We start from the raw sequence: 15,576 nt of genomic DNA on the forward strand, positions 1-15,576 counted from the left end.
ACGGCTTACCGGAACCGGTCCAGATAAGCCGGCCAATCCCACGTCGACAGGAACGCCTGCGCCGCCGCATAGCCGCTCTCGTACAGCTCTTCGAGGCGGCCCTTGGGGATGTCGAAGTCGAGCACGCCGACATCGGTCGACTCGACCGCGATGGCGCGGGCCGCCACCCACGGCCGGCTGAGATGGGTCTGGTCGTGGCCGGCCAGCATGGTGGTGACCAGGCTTTCCAGCAACGCCGTCTGTTCGAAGAAGCGCAACGGTTTCAGGGCCGGCATCACCGCGCCGATGCCCTCGGTGAGCCTCGGCAGCACCGTGATCCCGAACGTGGGCCAGCGCGGGGCCCTGCCGTCGGGGCGGTCGAAGGTGTCGATCGGGAAATTCGACAGCACGCCGCCGTCGACCAGGGTGGACGTCGAGCCGTCGGCGCCCGTCAGCTTGACCGGGCGATAGAAGAACGGGATCGCCATCGAGGCGCGCACCGCGTCGGCCACCGGCTGCTCGTCGGGGTCCAGGCCGTAGAGCCGCCGAAAGTCCCACGGGAACCGCACCAGCTGCGCCGCGGTCAGGTCGGCGACGGTGACCACCAGCTTGTCGCGCCGCCCCTCGAGCAGGCGGTCGTCGTCGAGGTGCAGATCGCCGAAGCGGGTGACCCCGAAGTTCTTCAACTCGCTGCGGATCCAGTCGTAGGCCACGTCGCCGCGGTACATGCTGGAATCGGTGACCAGCCCCCAGGCCGCACCCAGGTAGGGCACGGGTCCGGCGTCGCGCCACTTACGCAGGGGGACCGAGAACGCGAGCTCCTTGACCTGCGCGCCGGTCAGCTGCCCATCGGTGGATCCGGCCGCCAGGATCGCCGCGACCACCGAACCGGCCGAGACCCCCGACACCCGCTTGATCGAATACCCGGCATCCATCAGCGCGACGATGGCGCCCACCAGCCCGATGAACTTGACGCCCCCGCCGGAGAGCACCAGATCGACGGGCTTCGGCTGGTGTGCGGTGGATTCCATCTACCGCTCCGACGAAACCCATTGATAGGGAAGGAATTTCCCGTCGAACGTGACCACGACGCGGTCACCGGACGGGTGCGGCTTCTTCTGGATGTCGACACTGAAGTTGATCGCGCTCATGATCCCGTCACCGAACTGTTCGGCGATCAGCTCCTTGAGCGCTCCGCCGTAGACCTGCAGGGCCTCGTAGAAGCGGTAGACGGTCGGGTCGGTCGGTACGGCGGTGGGCAGGCCGCCCCGCATGGGCGCCGCCGCCAGCACGGGCACCACCGACTCGTCGAGGCCGAGCAGCTCGGCCAGGGTCTTTGCTTGCTCGACCGGAATCGGGTGCTGCCCGAGCAACGCCGAGGTCGTCCACACCACCGGCCTGTCGATGGCGTCGGCCAGTTGTTGCCACGTCAGCCCCTTCGCCAGGCGCGCGACGACGATCTGTTCGGTGAGTTCGGTTCTCGTCATGGGTCCCAGCATGCACGCCGGCCCGATCGCGCCTCAGCCCGGTTTGGTCGCGGTGACCAGCCGCGTGGAGAACCACGGGCCGCCGTACCACATCCGCCAGCCGAGGTTGCGCCGCCGCACATTGCGCCAGCCCAGTTCGCGCAGCCGCTCGGCGTGCTGACGCGTCTCCCAGAGGTCCGCGATCGCGAGCCGGCCGCCCGGCCGCAGCACCCGCGCGGCTTCGTCGAGCGCCCGCCGCCGGCCGGCGTGGCCGTCGATGTTGTGGATGGCCAGGTTGCTCACGATCACGTCGACGCTCTCGTCGGCCAGCGGCAGCGCGGTCATGTCGGCGGTGCGCACCTCGACGCGGTCGGCGACGCCTTCGGCGACCGCATTGGCCAGCGTGGCCTGCCGCGAGTTGTCCGTCTGGTCGGCCTGCCACAGGTCGACACCGATCGCGCGGCCCCGCGGCAACCGCTTGGCCGCGGCCAGCAGCACCGCGCCGCGCCCGCACCCGAGGTCGAGCACCGTCTCGTCGCCGGCGAGCCGCAGATCGCGCAGAACCCGGTCCCACACAACGAATTTCCCGGACCGCGTCGCGTACATGTACAGGAGCGCGTTGCCGGCGATGCCGGCGCTCGACACCGCCGCCAGCCCCGCCCGGAGCCGCTTGCCGCGCGCCCAGCTGATCGCGGCCCAGACGGCCAGGGCGACAACTTGAGCGCCGACGCCCAGCGCCTGGGTTCGCGCCGAGAACTTGTGAAACGAACCGTCGACTCCGTAATCGCCCTGGTGGTCATGCATGCCCCTTAGCTTACGACTCAGCAAGTCGCCGAAGGTTTTTCACGCGTCTCACCACCGGCCGTGATGCACCACCTCGGAAAACGGCCGGCGATTCGGTGTGCGGATCGGGCGCAGCGGGCGATCGGCGGGATAGCCCACCCCGAGCAGGAAAGCCACCAGGTGATCGTCGGGAACACCCAGGATGGCGCGCGCCTTCTCCTGATCCCCGACCGACGAGTGGCCGGTCCCGATTCCCAGGTCGGTGGCCGCGATCATCATCGCCATGGTGGCCTGGCCGATGTCGTAGTTGTCGGTGACCACCCGGCGCTCGTCGGGCGGCACCGGCGCCACGATCGCGATCGCGGCCGGCGCAGCGGCGATGTGGCCGGCGCCCCGCCAGACGGTGGACAACTCCTGCAGCTGGGCGCGGTCGGTGACGATGACGAAGTCCCAGGGCTGACGGTTTTTGGCCGACGGCGCACGCCAGCCGGCTTCGGCGATCCGGTCGAGGTCCTCGTCGGAGATCGCCCGCGGCTGATACTCGCGCACATTGCGCCGCGCGCAGATCGCGTCCCAAGCATCCATCAGATTCCCTCCCTGGCGGCTGTTCCCCCAAGTATCGGCGAAGCCCGCCGAAGTTTGCGTACGGCCGAATCGGGAAAGTCGTGGTGACGTGGTGAACCACCCGGGCGGGCGGCTCGTGAACAACTGAATGCCCCAAGTCAGAAAGGCGGGTGGCCGCCGTGGCAGAGCACCTGACGCCGCACTTCGAAGAGGTCCAAGCCCACTACGACCTGTCGGACGACTTCTTCCGGTTGTTCCTCGACCCCACCATGACCTACAGCTGCGCGTACTGGGACCGCGGCCGAGATATCACGCTGGAAGAGGCCCAGCTGCGCAAGATCGACCTCTCGCTGGGCAAGCTGGGCCTGCGGCCGGGGATGACGCTGCTGGACGTGGGCTGCGGCTGGGGCGCCACGGCGCGCCGCGCGATCGAGAAGTACGACGTCAACGTCATCGGCTTGACCCTGTCGGCACACCAGGCCGCCCACGTGCAGAAGCTCTTCGACTCGATGGACACCGAACGCAGCCGCCGCGTGCTGCTGCACGGCTGGGAGGAGTTCGACGAGCCGGTGGACCGGATCGTCTCCATCGGCGCCTTCGAGCACTTCGGGTACGACCGCTATGACGATTTCTTCGCGATGGCGCACCGCCTCCTGCCCGACGACGGGGTGATGCTGCTGCACACGATCACCATGCTGACCCCGCAGCAGATCGTCGAGCGGGGCCTGCCGATGACCGAGGAGCAGACCAGCTTCAACGAATTCATCGCCACGGAGATCTTCCCGGGCGGGCAGTTGCCGGCCATCGAGATCGTCGAGTTCCACGCGTCCAAGATGGGTTTCAACCTCAAACGCCGGCAGTCGCTGCAGCTGCACTACGCCCGGACCCTCGACCACTGGGCCGAGGCCTTGGAGGCCCACCACAGCGAGGCCGTCGCGATCCAGTCCGAAGAGGTGTATCAGCGCTACATGCGCTACCTGACCGGCTGCGCCGACGCGTTCCGGGCCGGCTACATCGACGTCAACCAGTTCACCCTGGCGAAGTAGGCACCCCTCCCCGGGCGCCGGGGTTTATCGTGACAGCGCAATGCCGCTTCATCTGCACCGCGCCGAGCGCACCGATCTGTTGGCCGACGGGCTCGGCGCTCTGCTGGCCGATCCCCCGGCCGACCCGTTCGCCCCCGAGCTCGTCGTGGTCCCGGCGCGCGGGGTGGAGCGCTGGCTGAGCCAGCGGCTGTCGCACGTGCTCGGTCGGGCCCGCGGCGCCGGGGTTTCCGGCGGGGTGTGCGCCGGGGTTTCGTTCCGCAGCCCCGGCTCGCTGATCGCCGAGATCGCCGGCACCGCCGACGACGATCCGTGGTCGCCGGAGGCCATGGCGTGGCCCCTTCTGGAGGCGATCGACCACTCGCTGGACGAACCGTGGTGCCGCCCGTTGGCGACCCATGTCGGTCACTTCCACACCGGCGCGGAGGCCGAGCTGCGCCGGGGGCGGCGGTACGAGGTGGCGCGCCGGTTGGCCGGGCTGTTCGCCTCCTACGCACGGCAGCGCCCGCAACTGCTGATCGACTGGCTGGGCGGCGAGGTGGGCGATCTCGACGAGGACCTGCGCTGGCAGCCGGAGCTGTGGCGGGCGCTGGTGTCGCGGGTCGCGGCCGATCCCCCGCACATTCGCCACGCCAAGACCCTCGCGCGGCTGTCCGAGGCGCCCAGTGACCTGCCCGCGCGGCTGTCGCTGTTCGGGCACACCCGGTTGTCGCGCACCGACTCCGAGCTGCTGGCCGCCCTGGCCATCCACCACGAGCTGCACCTGTGGCTGCCGCACCCCAGCGACCGGCTGTGGCGCGCGCTGGCCGGCACGCGCGGGGCGATCCCCCGCCGCGAGGACACCAGCCACCGCGCCGTGGGCCACCCGCTGCTCGCCACCCTGGGGCGGGACCTGCGCGAGCTGCAGCGCGGCCTGCCGGCGGACGCGCAGACCGACGAATACCTGCCCGGCGAGGCGCGCCCGGACACGCTGCTCGGCTGGGTGCAGTCCGACATCGCCGCCAACGCCGTGCGGCCGCAGGGGCGCGCGCTGGCCGACGACGACCGGTCGGTCCAGATCCACAACTGCCACGGCCCGGCCCGCCAGGTCGATGTGCTGCGCGAGGTGCTGCTCGGCCTGCTGGCCGACGACCCGACGCTCGAACCGCGCGACATCCTGGTGATGTGCCCGGACATCGAAACCTATGCGCCGCTGATCGTGGCCGACTTCGGACTCGGCGACGTGGTGCACGGCGCGCACCCCGCCCACCAGCTACGGGTGCGCCTGGCGGATCGCTCACTGGTCCAGACCAATTCGCTGCTGGCTGTGGCCTCCCAACTGCTGGGGCTCGCCGGCGGCAGGGTGACGGCCACCGAGGTGCTCAACCTGGCACAGGCCGCCCCGGTGCGCGCCCGGTTCGGGTTCACCGACGACGATCTGGAGGCCATCACCCGCTGGGTGCGCCAAGCCAACATCCGGTGGGGATTGGACCAGGAGCACCGGCGGCCCTACCACGTCGACTTCGTGCACAACACCTGGCGTTTCGGCATCGACCGAATATTGGCCGGCGTCGCGATGTCCGACGACTCGAACGCATGGATCGACGCGACGCTGCCGCTCGACGACGTGAGCAGCAACCGGGTCCCGTTGGCCGGACAGTTCGCCGAATTCGTCGCCCGGCTGCACCATGTGGTCGACTCCCTCACCGGCACAAGGACATTGACCGAGTGGCTGGCCACCCTCGCCGACGCCATCGCCTTGTTGACGCGGGTGCACGAATCCGAGGAGTGGCAGACCGGTCAGGTGCAACGGGAGTTCGCCGCCGTCCTGGCGCAGGCCGGGTCGCGGGGCGACACGGTGCTGCGACTGCCCGACATCCGCGCGCTGCTGACCCGGCACCTCGCCGGGCGCCCGACGCGGGCCAACTTCCGCACCGGCACGCTGACGGTGTGCACCATGGTCCCGATGCGCTCGGTCCCCCACCGGGTGGTGTGCCTGGTCGGCCTGGACGACGGGCTGTTCCCGCGTCTCGGTGTCGTCGACGGGGACGACGCGCTGGCCCGCCGCCCGGTGACCGGGGAACGCGACATCCGTTCGGAGGACCGGCAATTGCTGCTCGACGCGATCGGCGCCGCCACCGAGAAACTGGTGATCACCTACACCGGCGCCAACGAATATTCGGGGCAGCCGCGCCCACCCGCAGTGCCGCTGGCCGAATTGCTGGACGCCCTCGACGTGACGACGCCGACGAAGGTGCGCCACCGCATCGTGATCGAGCATCCGTTGCAGCCGTTCGACGTTCGCAACGTCATCCCCGGCGAACTGGTGCCGAAGGTGCCGTTCAGTTTCGACCCCACGGTGCTGCGCGCGGCGCGCGCGGCCACCGGCGAACACACCGAACAACCCAAATTCGTTGCGGCGCCGCTGCCGCCCCCGCCGGCCGACGACGTCAACCTCGCCGACCTCGTCGGCTTCTTCAAAGACCCGGTGAAGGGCTTCTTCCGCGCCCTGGAATTCACGCTGCCCTACGACGTCGACGGCGTCCAAGACGCCATGCCGGTCGACATCAACGGCCTCGAGGAGTGGGCCGTCGGCGACCGGATGCTGGGCGACATCCTGCGCGGGATGAGCCCCGACGACGCGCGGCAGGCCGAGTGGCGCCGCGGCACACTGCCCCCCGGCCAGCTGGGCTGGCGCAAGGTCACCGAGATCCGCGACCAGGCCGCCGCGCTGGCGCTCGAGGCGCTGCGGCATCGGCGAGACCACCGATCGGCCGCCGCCTATGACGTCGACGTCGACCTGGGCGCCGGTCGCCGGCTCACCGGCACGGTGTCGCCGGTCTACGACGACGCCCTGGTGTCGGTGACCTATTCGAGGCTGGACGGCAAGCACCTGCTCGAATCGTGGATTCCGTTGCTGGCGTTGGCCGCTCACGACCCCGGCCGCGACTGGTCGGCGGTGTGCATCGGCCGGATGCGCCGCGGCAGAAGCATCCGGGTCGAGGGGCTGGGGCCGCCGGACGGCGATCCCGTCGAGGTGCTGCGCGAGCTGGTGACGATCTACGACGCGGGACGGCGGGAACCGATCCCGTTGCCCATCAAGACGTCCTACGCATGGGCGGCGGCCCGGCACGGCGGCGACGACCCGGCGGCCGAGGCGCGGCGCCGGTGGAAGACCAGCGACCGCTTCCCGGGCGAGGACCAGGCGCCGGCGCACGTGCGGGCGTGGGGGCGCGGCGCGCCGTTGGACGATCTGATGCAGCCGGTGCGGCCGGGCGAGGAGTGCGACGGCGAGGACAACCGGCTCGGCGCGTATGCGGCCCGGCTGTGGCTGCCGATGCTGCGCGCCGAGCGGAAGCTCATCTGATGCAGCGCTTCGACCTGTTGGGCCCGTTGCCGGCCGAGCGCTCCACCACCGTGCTGGAGGCCAGCGCGGGCACCGGCAAGACGTTCGCGTTGGCGGGCCTGGTGACGCGGTATCTCGCGGACGGCGCGGCGAGCCTCGATCAGATGCTGCTCATCACGTTCGGCCGCGCCGCCAGCCAGGAATTGCGGGAGCGTGTCCGCTGTCAAATCGTCGACGCGGTAAGGGCTTTCGCCGACCCGTCGACGGTCGGCGACAACCAGCTGGTGGCGTACCTGCTGGACGGCACCGACGATCAGCGCGTGGTGCGCCGGCAGCGCCTCCGCGACGCGCTGGCCGGCTTCGACGCGGCGACCATCGCCACCACCCACCAGTTCTGCCAGCTGGTTCTGCGCTCGCTCGGCGTCGCCGGCGACACCGCCGGCAGCGTGACCCTGCTGGAGCGCCTCGACGACCTGGTGACCGAGATCGTCGACGACCTCTACTTGGCGCACTTCGGGCAGGAGCGCGACGACCCGGCGCTGCCCTACTCCGAGGCGCTGCGGCTGGCCCGCGAGGTGGTCAACAACCCGTCGACCCAGCTGCGGCCGCGCGACCCGGACCCCGATTCGCGGGCCGCCGTCTGCCTCCGGTTCGCCAACGACGTCCTGGCCGAGCTTGATACGCGCAAGCGCCGGCTGGGCGTCCTCGGCTACGACGACCTGCTGACCCGACTGGCCGACGCGCTGGCCGCCGACGGCTCCCCCGCCCGGCTGCGGATGCACCAGCGCTGGCCGATCGTCATGGTCGACGAGTTCCAGGACACCGACCCGGTGCAATGGCAGGTCATCGACCGCGCGTTCAGCGGGCGCTCCACGGTGATCCTGATCGGCGACCCCAAACAGGCGATCTATGCGTTTCGCGGGGGCGACATCGTGACCTACCTGCGGGCGGCCCAGACGGCGGGTGAGCGCAAGACGCTGGACACCAACTGGCGCAGCGATTCCGCGCTTGTGGCGCGGCTGCAGGTGGTGCTGCGCGGCGCCCAGCTCGGTGACCCCGCGATCGTGGTGAACGATGTCGGCGCGCATCACCGCGGCCACCGGCTCGCCGGCGCGCCCCGCAACGACCCGTTCCGGCTGCGCGTCGTGTCGCGAAAAACCCTGGGACGCCGCGGCATTCAAAACCTTCCCATCGACGAGCTGCGCGAGCACATCGGCGCCGACCTCGCCGCCGACATCCGCGCCCTGCTCGCCGCCGGCGCCACGTTCGACGGCGAGCCCCTGCAGGCCCGCGACATCGCGGTCATCGTGGAACGGCACCGGGACGCGCACGCCTGCTTCAAGGCCCTGTGCGACGCCGGCGTTCCCGCGGTCTACACCGGCAACACCGACGTGTTCACCTCCGAGGCCGCCGAGGACTGGTTGTGCCTGCTGGAGGCCTTCGACCAACCGCACCGGCCCGGCATGGTCCGCGCCGCCGCGGCGACGATGTTCTTCGGCGAGACGGCCCAAACGCTGGCGGCCGGCGGCGACGCCCTGACGGACCGTATCGCGAAAACGCTGCGGGAGTGGGCCGGTCACGCCCGTGAACGCGGCGTCGCGGCCATCTTCGAGGCCGCCCAGCTGCTCGGGATGCGCGATCGCGTGCTCGGCTGGCGGGGCGGCGAGCGGCACATGACCGACCTGGCGCACGTCACCCAGCTGCTGCAGGAGGTCGCCCACCGCGAGCATTACGGACTGCCGGCGCTGCGCGACTGGCTGCGCCGGCAACGCGACGAGCGCGGCGGCGCCCCCGAACGCAACCGCCGGCTCGACAGCGACGCCGCCGCCGTGCAGATCATGACCGTCTTCGTCAGCAAGGGCCTGCAATATCCGATCGTGTACCTGCCGTTCGCGTTCAACCGCAACACCCAGGACAGCGACGTGGTGCTGTTCCACGACGAGGACGGCACGCGTTGCCTGCACGTCGGCGGCAAGGACAGCCCCGACTTCAAAACCGTTGAGCGGCTGGGCCGTAAAGAGGATGCCAGCGACGACAGCAGGCTGACCTACGTCGCGTTGACCCGGGCGCAGGCACAGGTGGTGGCCTGGTGGTCACCGGCGTACTTCGAGCCCAACGGCGGCCTGTCGCGGCTGCTGCGCGGGCGCCGGCCCGGCGATCCGGTCGTTCCGGACCGATGCGAACCCGCGAAGGTCTCCGACGACGACGCACTGGCCCGGTTGCGCGAATGGGAGGCCGCGGGCGGGCCCGTCATCGAGGACTCCGTGGTGGCCCCCGCGCCGTCGCTGCCGCCCGCGCCGGTGCCCCGGCACCTGGACAGCCGCCACTTCCACCGCGCCATCGACACCACGTGGCGGCGCACCTCCTATTCGGGACTGATCCGGGTGGCCCAGGCCAGCGGGGTCAGCAGCGAACCCGACCTCGTCGCCGGGCTCGACGACGAGGTCGGCGATATCCCGTTGTCCTCCAAGGCCGCCGGGCCGGACGTGCCTTCGCCGATGGCGGACCTTCCGGCGGGCGCGACGTTCGGCTCCCTGGTCCACGCCGTGCTGGAGACGGCCGACCCGTTCGCCGCGGATCTGACCGCCGAGCTCGAGGAGCACATCCGGGAGCATTGCGCGTGGTGGCCGGTCGCCGCGACCCCCGAGGAGCTGGCCGCGGCGATGGTGCCGATGCACGACACCCCGCTGGGACCCTTGGCGGGTGGGTTGACGCTGCGCCGCATCGGGCTCTCGGATCGGTTGCGGGAACTGGACTTCGAGCTTCCGCTGGCCGGCGGCGATCGGCCGTCGGTGGGGCCGGAGGCCCGCCTGGCGGACCTGGCGCCGCTGCTGCGCGAGCACCTGCCGCCCGACGATCCGCTGGTGTCGTATGCCGACCGGCTGACGGACCGGGCGCTCGGTGACCAGTCGTTGCGCGGGTACCTCACCGGCTCGATCGACGCCGTGCTCCGGATTCCCGACGGCGCGGGGCACCGCTTCGTGGTGGTGGACTACAAGACCAACTTGCTCGGGGATCCCGAGCGGCCGCTGACGGCCGCGGACTACGACCGGCCGCGGATGGCGGAGGCGATGCTGCACTCGGATTATCCGCTGCAGGCGTTGCTGTACTGCGCGGTGCTGCACCGGTTCCTGCGGTGGCGGATACGCGATTACGACCCGGACCGGCACCTCGGCGGTGTGCTCTACCTGTTCGTGCGCGGCATGTGCGGCGCGGACACCCCGGTGCGCGACGGGCACCCGTGCGGCGTCTTCAGTTGGCGGCCACCGCCGTCGTTGATCACGGCCCTGTCGGACCTGCTCGACGCCCGGGAGGTGCCCGCATGACGGCAGACGTGATGTTCGCGACCGGATTGCTGCGCACGTTCAGCGATGCCGGCGTCTTCGAGGCGGCGGACGTCCATGTGGCGCAACGGCTTACCGCGCTCACCGGCGAGTCAGACGAACGGGTGGCCCTGGCGGTCGCGCTGGTGGTGCGCGCGCTGCGGGGCGGTTCGGTCTGCGTCGATCTCCGCGCGGCGTCCGGGCTGCTCGGCGACGCCGAGCTGCCGTGGCCCGGCGCCGACGACTGGCTGGCGGCGGTACGGGCCAGCGCGTTGGTCGGGCCGCCGCCGGTGCTGCGGTTTTTCGGCGATCTGCTGTACTTCGACCGGTACTGGCTCGAGGAGGAGCAGGTGTGCACCGACCTGCTGGCCCTGTCGGCGTCGCCGATCGGCATCGAATCGTCCAGTTACGAACGGCTTTTCGAGCCCGGGTACGAGGAGCAGCGGGCCGCCGCCGAAATCGCGGTGTCGCAGGCGGTGACCGTGCTGACCGGCGGCCCCGGCACCGGCAAGACCACCACGATCGCGCGGCTGCTCGCCCTGCTCCTCGAGCATGCCGAGCGGGCCGGGATGCCGCCGCCCCGGATCGCGCTGGCCGCACCGACCGGCAAGGCGGCGGCGCGGCTGGCCGAGGCGGTGGCCGCGGGAGCCCGACGGCTCGGCGCGGCCGACCGGGCGCGGCTGGCCGGCCTGTCCGGGACCACGCTGCACCGGCTGCTCGGTCCCCGGCCGGATACGTCGGTGCGGTTCAAGCACAATCGCGCCAACCGGCTGCCGCACGACGTCATCGTGGTGGACGAGACGTCGATGGTGTCGTTGACGATGATGGCCCGGCTGGCCGAAGCGGTCCGCCCGGACTCCCGGTTGATTCTGGTCGGCGACCCGGACCAGTTGGCCTCGGTGGAGGCGGGCGCCGTGCTGGCCGACCTGGTGGACGGGCTGTCCGCCCGCGGCGACGTGCGGGTGGCCGCCCTGCGCACGCCGCACCGATACGGCACGTCGATCGGCGCGCTGGCCGAGGCGATCCGGGTCGGCGACGCGGACCGGGTGGTGGAGCTGCTGGCGGCCGGGGGCGAGCACGTCGAGTGGGTGGATGCACAGCGCCCGGCCGATCGGCTGCGCGAGGTGCTCGTCGCGCACGCGCTGCGGCTGCGGTCGGCCGCGCTGCTGGGCGCGGCCGACGAGGCGCTTGCCACGCTGGACGAACACCGGCTGCTGTGCGCGCACCGCGAGGGCCCGTACGGGGCGACGCACTGGAACACGTTGGTGCAGAAGTGGATTGCCGACGCGACGGGGCAGCCGGCATGGTCGCAGTGGTACGCCGGGCGCCCGCTGCTGGTGACCGCCAACGACTACGGCCTGCGGCTCTACAACGGCGACACCGGTGTGGCGGTGGCCGGCGCGGAGGGCCTGCGGGCGGTCATCGCCGGCGCGAGCGGGCCGCTAGACTTCGCGACCAGCCGCCTCGGCGAGGTGGAGACGATGCACGCCATGACCATCCACAAGAGTCAGGGCAGCCAGGCCGACGAGGTGACCGTGCTGATACCGCCGGAGGATTCGCGACTGCTGACGCGGGAACTGTTCTACACGGCCGTGACCCGGGCGCAGACCAGGGTGCGGGTGGTCGGGCCCGAGGCCTCGGTGCGCGCGGCGATCGAGCGCCGGGCGATGCGGGCCACCGGATTGCGGCAACGGCTGCGGGCCGACGCCGCCGCGACGTGACGGACGGCGGGGGCGCGGGCGACCGGCCCGCCCCGGCGTCCCAACCCGTCTCGCGGCGGGGCCCGGTCGTGCGGCTCGCGGTGTTCGCGGCCTTCCTGGCCGTGGTGTTCTACCTGGTGGCCGTCGCGCACGTCATCGACATCGAGGAGATCCGGCGGGTGGTGTCGGCCACCGGGCCTGCGGCCCCGCTGACCTACGTCGTGGTCTCGGCGGTGGCCGGGGCGCTGTTCGTGCCGGGCTCGATTCTGGCCGCGGGCAGCGGATTGTTGTTCGGTCCGCTACTGGGCGTGTTCGTCACGCTGGGCGCGACGGTGGGCACCGCGATCGTGGCGAGTTTCGTCGGCCGGCGGGCGGGCCGCGACAGCGCCCGGGCGCTGCTGGGCGCGCAGCGCGCCGACCGCTTCGACGCCCTGATCGGGCGCCGGGGGCTGTGGGCGGTGGTCGGGCAGCGTTTCGTCCCCGGCATCTCGGACGCGCTGGCCTCGTACGCGTTCGGGGCGTTCGGAGTTCCGTTGTGGCAGATGGCCGTTGGCGCGTTCATCGGTTCGGTTCCGCGGGCCTTCGTCTACACCGCACTGGGCGCCTCGATCGGCAACCGGTCGTCGCCGCTGGCCTACGCGGCGATCGCGGTGTGGTGCGTGAGCGCCATCGTCGGCGCGTTCGCCGCCCACCGCGGCTACCGGAGATGGCGCACTCACGCCGGCCGTGACGCGGACACCGGTTCGCCAGAGCCGGGATCCGAAGCCCGCTAGCGAACCAGCCGGGCGAAGCGGGTCGGCGCGATCTGACCTAGCGGCGATCGCAAAATGTGTTATGCCGCGCCGGGGTTGTCGGCTTCTTCGTCGTCGTCGTGTTCGTGGTGGAGGAGTTTTTCGGGGTGGTGGTAGGTGTTGGTGCGGGGTTGGCCGCGCTCGAGGTGGGGTGGTGGTTTCCATTCGGTGTCGCCGCGGGTGTTTTTGCGGGTGGTCCAGCCGCCGGGGTCGAGCATGCGGTGGTGGGGTCCGCAGGCGAAGGTGAGCTGGTTGATGTCGGTGCTGTGACACTTGCTGTAGTCGGTGGTGTGATGGACTTCGCAGTAGTAGCCCGACACCGTGCAGCCTGGGGCGGTGCAGCCGCGGTCCTTGGCGTACAACACGATTCGCTGCCCCGGGGAGGCCAGCCGCTTGGTGTGATACAACGCCAGGGCCTTGCCCTTATCGAAGATCGCCAGGTAGTGATGCGCGTGGCGGGCCAGGCGGATCACCTCACTCATCGGCAGGATGGTGCCCCCGCCGGTCAGGGCTCGCCCGGCGGCGGCCTCCAACTCGGCCAGGGTGGTGGTGACGATGATGGAGGCCGGCAACCCGTTGTGCTGCCCCAACTCCCCGGAGGCCAACAGCCCACGCAGGCCGGCCAGCAGGGCGTCGTGGTTGCGCTGAGCAGCCGAGCGGGTATCACGGTCGATCGCGGCCTGGCTGGGCGTCCCCTCCACGCACGGAATGTCGTCGTCGGGGTTGCACATGCCCGGGGCGCCGAGTTTGGCTTCCACGGCTTCGAAGGTGGCGCGTAGTTCGGGGGTGATCAGGCCCCGCAACTCCGACATGCCGTCGGCTTGCTGGTTGCCCAGCGTCACGCCGCGGCTACGGGCCCGGTCCTCATCGGTGAAAATGCCATCGGGGTTAAGCGCATCGGTGAGCCCGCGGGCCAATTCTTTGAGGTGTTCGGGGCCGAACTGGGTGCCGAACCCGGCCAGTTGGGCTTCGGCGAACTCACGGGCCGCGGCGTCGACCCAGCCGGGTAGTTGGTGGTAGAACTTGCGGATCACGGCCACCTGACCCGCGCCCAGGTCTCCGGCGCGCTGGGCGGCCGCGGTGGCGGGCAGGACCGGCGGCAACGGTTCACCGGTCAGGCCGTGGCGGGGTCCCAGGTCGCGGGCTTCTTTGATACGCCGAGACGCTTCGTGACGGCTGATCAGGGTGCGTTCGGTCAGCGCGTGGGCCAGCCCGCCGCCGAGCTCCTGCGAGGGGGCTTGGCGGGCCAGGGAATTGAGCAGCGGATACTCGATGACCGGAATGCGGCGGCGCAGCCTCTCACAGCGCTCCAACACCGCCAGCTGCTGCTGCACGGTCAACGCGTCAAGCACCAACGCACACGCGCGGTCCACCTCGGCATCGAGGGCGTCGAACACCGCGTCGACATCGGGCAGACCAGTGGAACTCACACCGCCAAACTATCGAGGCCCACCGACAAGAAACCCCGGATTGTGACCACTGAAACCACAGTGACACAAGGAATTTCGCTATACGTTTCCGATATCCGAAAACGCGTCCGCGTCAGGCGTCGCGACGGCTTGGCCAAGGAGAGAAGGCGACTCGGGACCCTAACCCGCCGCCCGCTGCGCCGCGACGAACAGGTTCCCGGGCACGTAGTCCCGCACCTCCTTGGCCGCCGCCCGGCCATAGCCGGCCATCAACTCGTCGGACGGTGTCACCGTCACGTCCCAGCCATGACGGCCGAACCACTCGCCGACGTCCTCGCGCTCCTCGAAGTACCACAGCTCGTCGGTCCTCGGCACCTGCCGGTCGGGATCGACCTCGGCCATCAGCGCCGCGATCCGATCCATCCGCTCCCGGCGCCTCGCGCGAAGCTGGGGGTCGAGGAACTTGGGGCCCAGCGCCTCCACGGCCACCCGGCTGCCGGGGACGGTGAGTCCCTGAACGCGGTCGAACAACAGCTCCTGCGCCGCGGCCGGCAGATAGGGCATCAAACCCTCGGCCGACCACACGCTGGGCGCGCTGGCGTCAAAACCCGCCTGCCGCAACGCTTCCGGCCAATCCTGGCGCAGGTCCACCGCGACGGGGACGCGGCGACAGGCGGGCTGCGCGCCGTGCTCGGCGAGCGTCGACGCCTTGAAGTCCAGCACCCGGGGCTGGTCGAGCTCGTAGACCGTCGTCCCCGCCGGCCAGGGCAACCGCCACGACCGTGCGTCGAGTCCGGCGGCCAAGATCACCGCCTGCCGGATGCCGGCGGCCGTCGCGTCGAGGAAGAACTGGTCGAAAAACGCGGTGCGCGAGGCCATGTAGCCGACCATCGACTGCATCTGCAGCGGCAGCGTCGGTTCGGCTTCGACGACCGCGTCAGGTAGTCGCCCCGCCGAATGCCAGTTCCACACGCCGTCACCGGCGGCGTCGAGGAAGACCTGGGCGAACGGATCGCTGATCAACGGGTTCTCGCTGCGGGTCTCCGCAGCGCGGGCGGCGGCCACGCCCAGGGCGGTCGCCCCCACGCTCTCGGTGATCTCCCAGCTGTCGTTCTCGGTCCTGGCCACGCGCACGTCCTTCCCACTTCGCTAGCAGGGCTACGTACCCGACCCTACGCGCGGCGGATGAGTGG

General features: G+C 71.0%; 11 protein-coding genes. 5 read left to right on the forward strand and 6 right to left on the reverse strand.

Annotated elements, in window-relative coordinates; genetic code table 11:
- Window positions 1-5: 5 nt before the first annotated feature.
- Genes K883_RS05265 through K883_RS05280 form a run of 4 tightly spaced genes read right to left on the reverse strand, consistent with a single transcriptional unit; the run spans window position 6 to window position 2,813 of the window.
- Window positions 6-1,010, reverse strand: coding sequence for a patatin-like phospholipase family protein (locus K883_RS05265; RefSeq protein ID WP_008260961.1), 1,005 nt, complete (start codon window positions 1,008-1,010; stop codon window positions 6-8).
- Window positions 1,011-1,478: a cyanase gene (cynS, locus tag K883_RS05270; protein WP_014385825.1), complete on the reverse strand. Its 468-nt coding sequence runs from the start codon at window positions 1,476-1,478 to the stop codon at window positions 1,011-1,013.
- Window positions 1,479-1,499: 21 nt separating this feature from the next.
- Window positions 1,500-2,249 carry a class I SAM-dependent methyltransferase gene (locus K883_RS05275; RefSeq protein ID WP_008260964.1) on the reverse strand — a complete coding sequence of 250 codons (750 nt, stop codon included), beginning with the start codon at window positions 2,247-2,249 and terminating at the stop codon, window positions 1,500-1,502.
- A 48-nt stretch (window positions 2,250-2,297) separates the two neighbouring features.
- Complete coding sequence (locus K883_RS05280; RefSeq protein ID WP_008260966.1) at window positions 2,298-2,813, reverse strand: nitroreductase family protein; 516 nt, start codon at window positions 2,811-2,813, stop codon at window positions 2,298-2,300.
- A gap of 158 nt (window positions 2,814-2,971) precedes the next feature.
- Here K883_RS05280 and K883_RS05285 point away from each other — a divergent pair, with 158 nt between their 5' ends.
- Genes K883_RS05285 through K883_RS05305 form a run of 5 tightly spaced genes read left to right on the forward strand, consistent with a single transcriptional unit; the run spans window position 2,972 to window position 12,956 of the window.
- Window positions 2,972-3,838 (forward strand): cyclopropane mycolic acid synthase family methyltransferase, encoded by an 867-nt coding sequence (locus tag K883_RS05285; protein ID WP_008260968.1) that lies wholly within the window; start codon window positions 2,972-2,974, stop codon window positions 3,836-3,838.
- Window positions 3,839-3,878: 40 nt separating this feature from the next.
- A complete protein-coding gene (recC, locus tag K883_RS05290; RefSeq protein WP_036453913.1) occupies window positions 3,879-7,181 on the forward strand; it encodes an exodeoxyribonuclease V subunit gamma in 3,303 nt (1,100 codons plus the stop codon).
- Window positions 7,181-10,486: an exodeoxyribonuclease V subunit beta gene (gene recB / locus K883_RS05295; protein ID WP_036453915.1), complete on the forward strand. Its 3,306-nt coding sequence runs from the start codon at window positions 7,181-7,183 to the stop codon at window positions 10,484-10,486. Before recC ends, recB begins: the two co-directional genes overlap by 1 nt.
- A complete protein-coding gene (gene recD / locus K883_RS05300) occupies window positions 10,483-12,204 on the forward strand; it encodes an exodeoxyribonuclease V subunit alpha (protein WP_051701143.1) in 1,722 nt (573 codons plus the stop codon). The genes recB and recD overlap by 4 nt, the downstream gene beginning before the upstream one ends.
- On the forward strand, window positions 12,201-12,956 hold the full coding sequence (locus K883_RS05305) for a TVP38/TMEM64 family protein (protein ID WP_036453917.1): 756 nt from the start codon (window positions 12,201-12,203) through the stop codon (window positions 12,954-12,956). Before recD ends, K883_RS05305 begins: the two co-directional genes overlap by 4 nt.
- 59 nt (window positions 12,957-13,015) lie before the next feature.
- On the opposite strand, the gene K883_RS05310 is transcribed toward K883_RS05305, so the two are convergent.
- Complete coding sequence (locus K883_RS05310) at window positions 13,016-14,404, reverse strand: HNH endonuclease signature motif containing protein (RefSeq protein WP_036453919.1); 1,389 nt, start codon at window positions 14,402-14,404, stop codon at window positions 13,016-13,018.
- Window positions 14,405-14,563: 159 nt separating this feature from the next.
- Window positions 14,564-15,511, reverse strand: coding sequence for a class I SAM-dependent methyltransferase (locus K883_RS05315; RefSeq protein WP_036455277.1), 948 nt, complete (start codon window positions 15,509-15,511; stop codon window positions 14,564-14,566).
- Between the last annotated feature and the right edge of the window lie 65 nt (window positions 15,512-15,576).

The organism is Mycobacterium sp. TKK-01-0059, from assembly GCF_000709305.1.
Taxonomy (GTDB): Bacteria; Actinomycetota; Actinomycetes; order Mycobacteriales; family Mycobacteriaceae; genus Mycobacterium; species Mycobacterium intracellulare.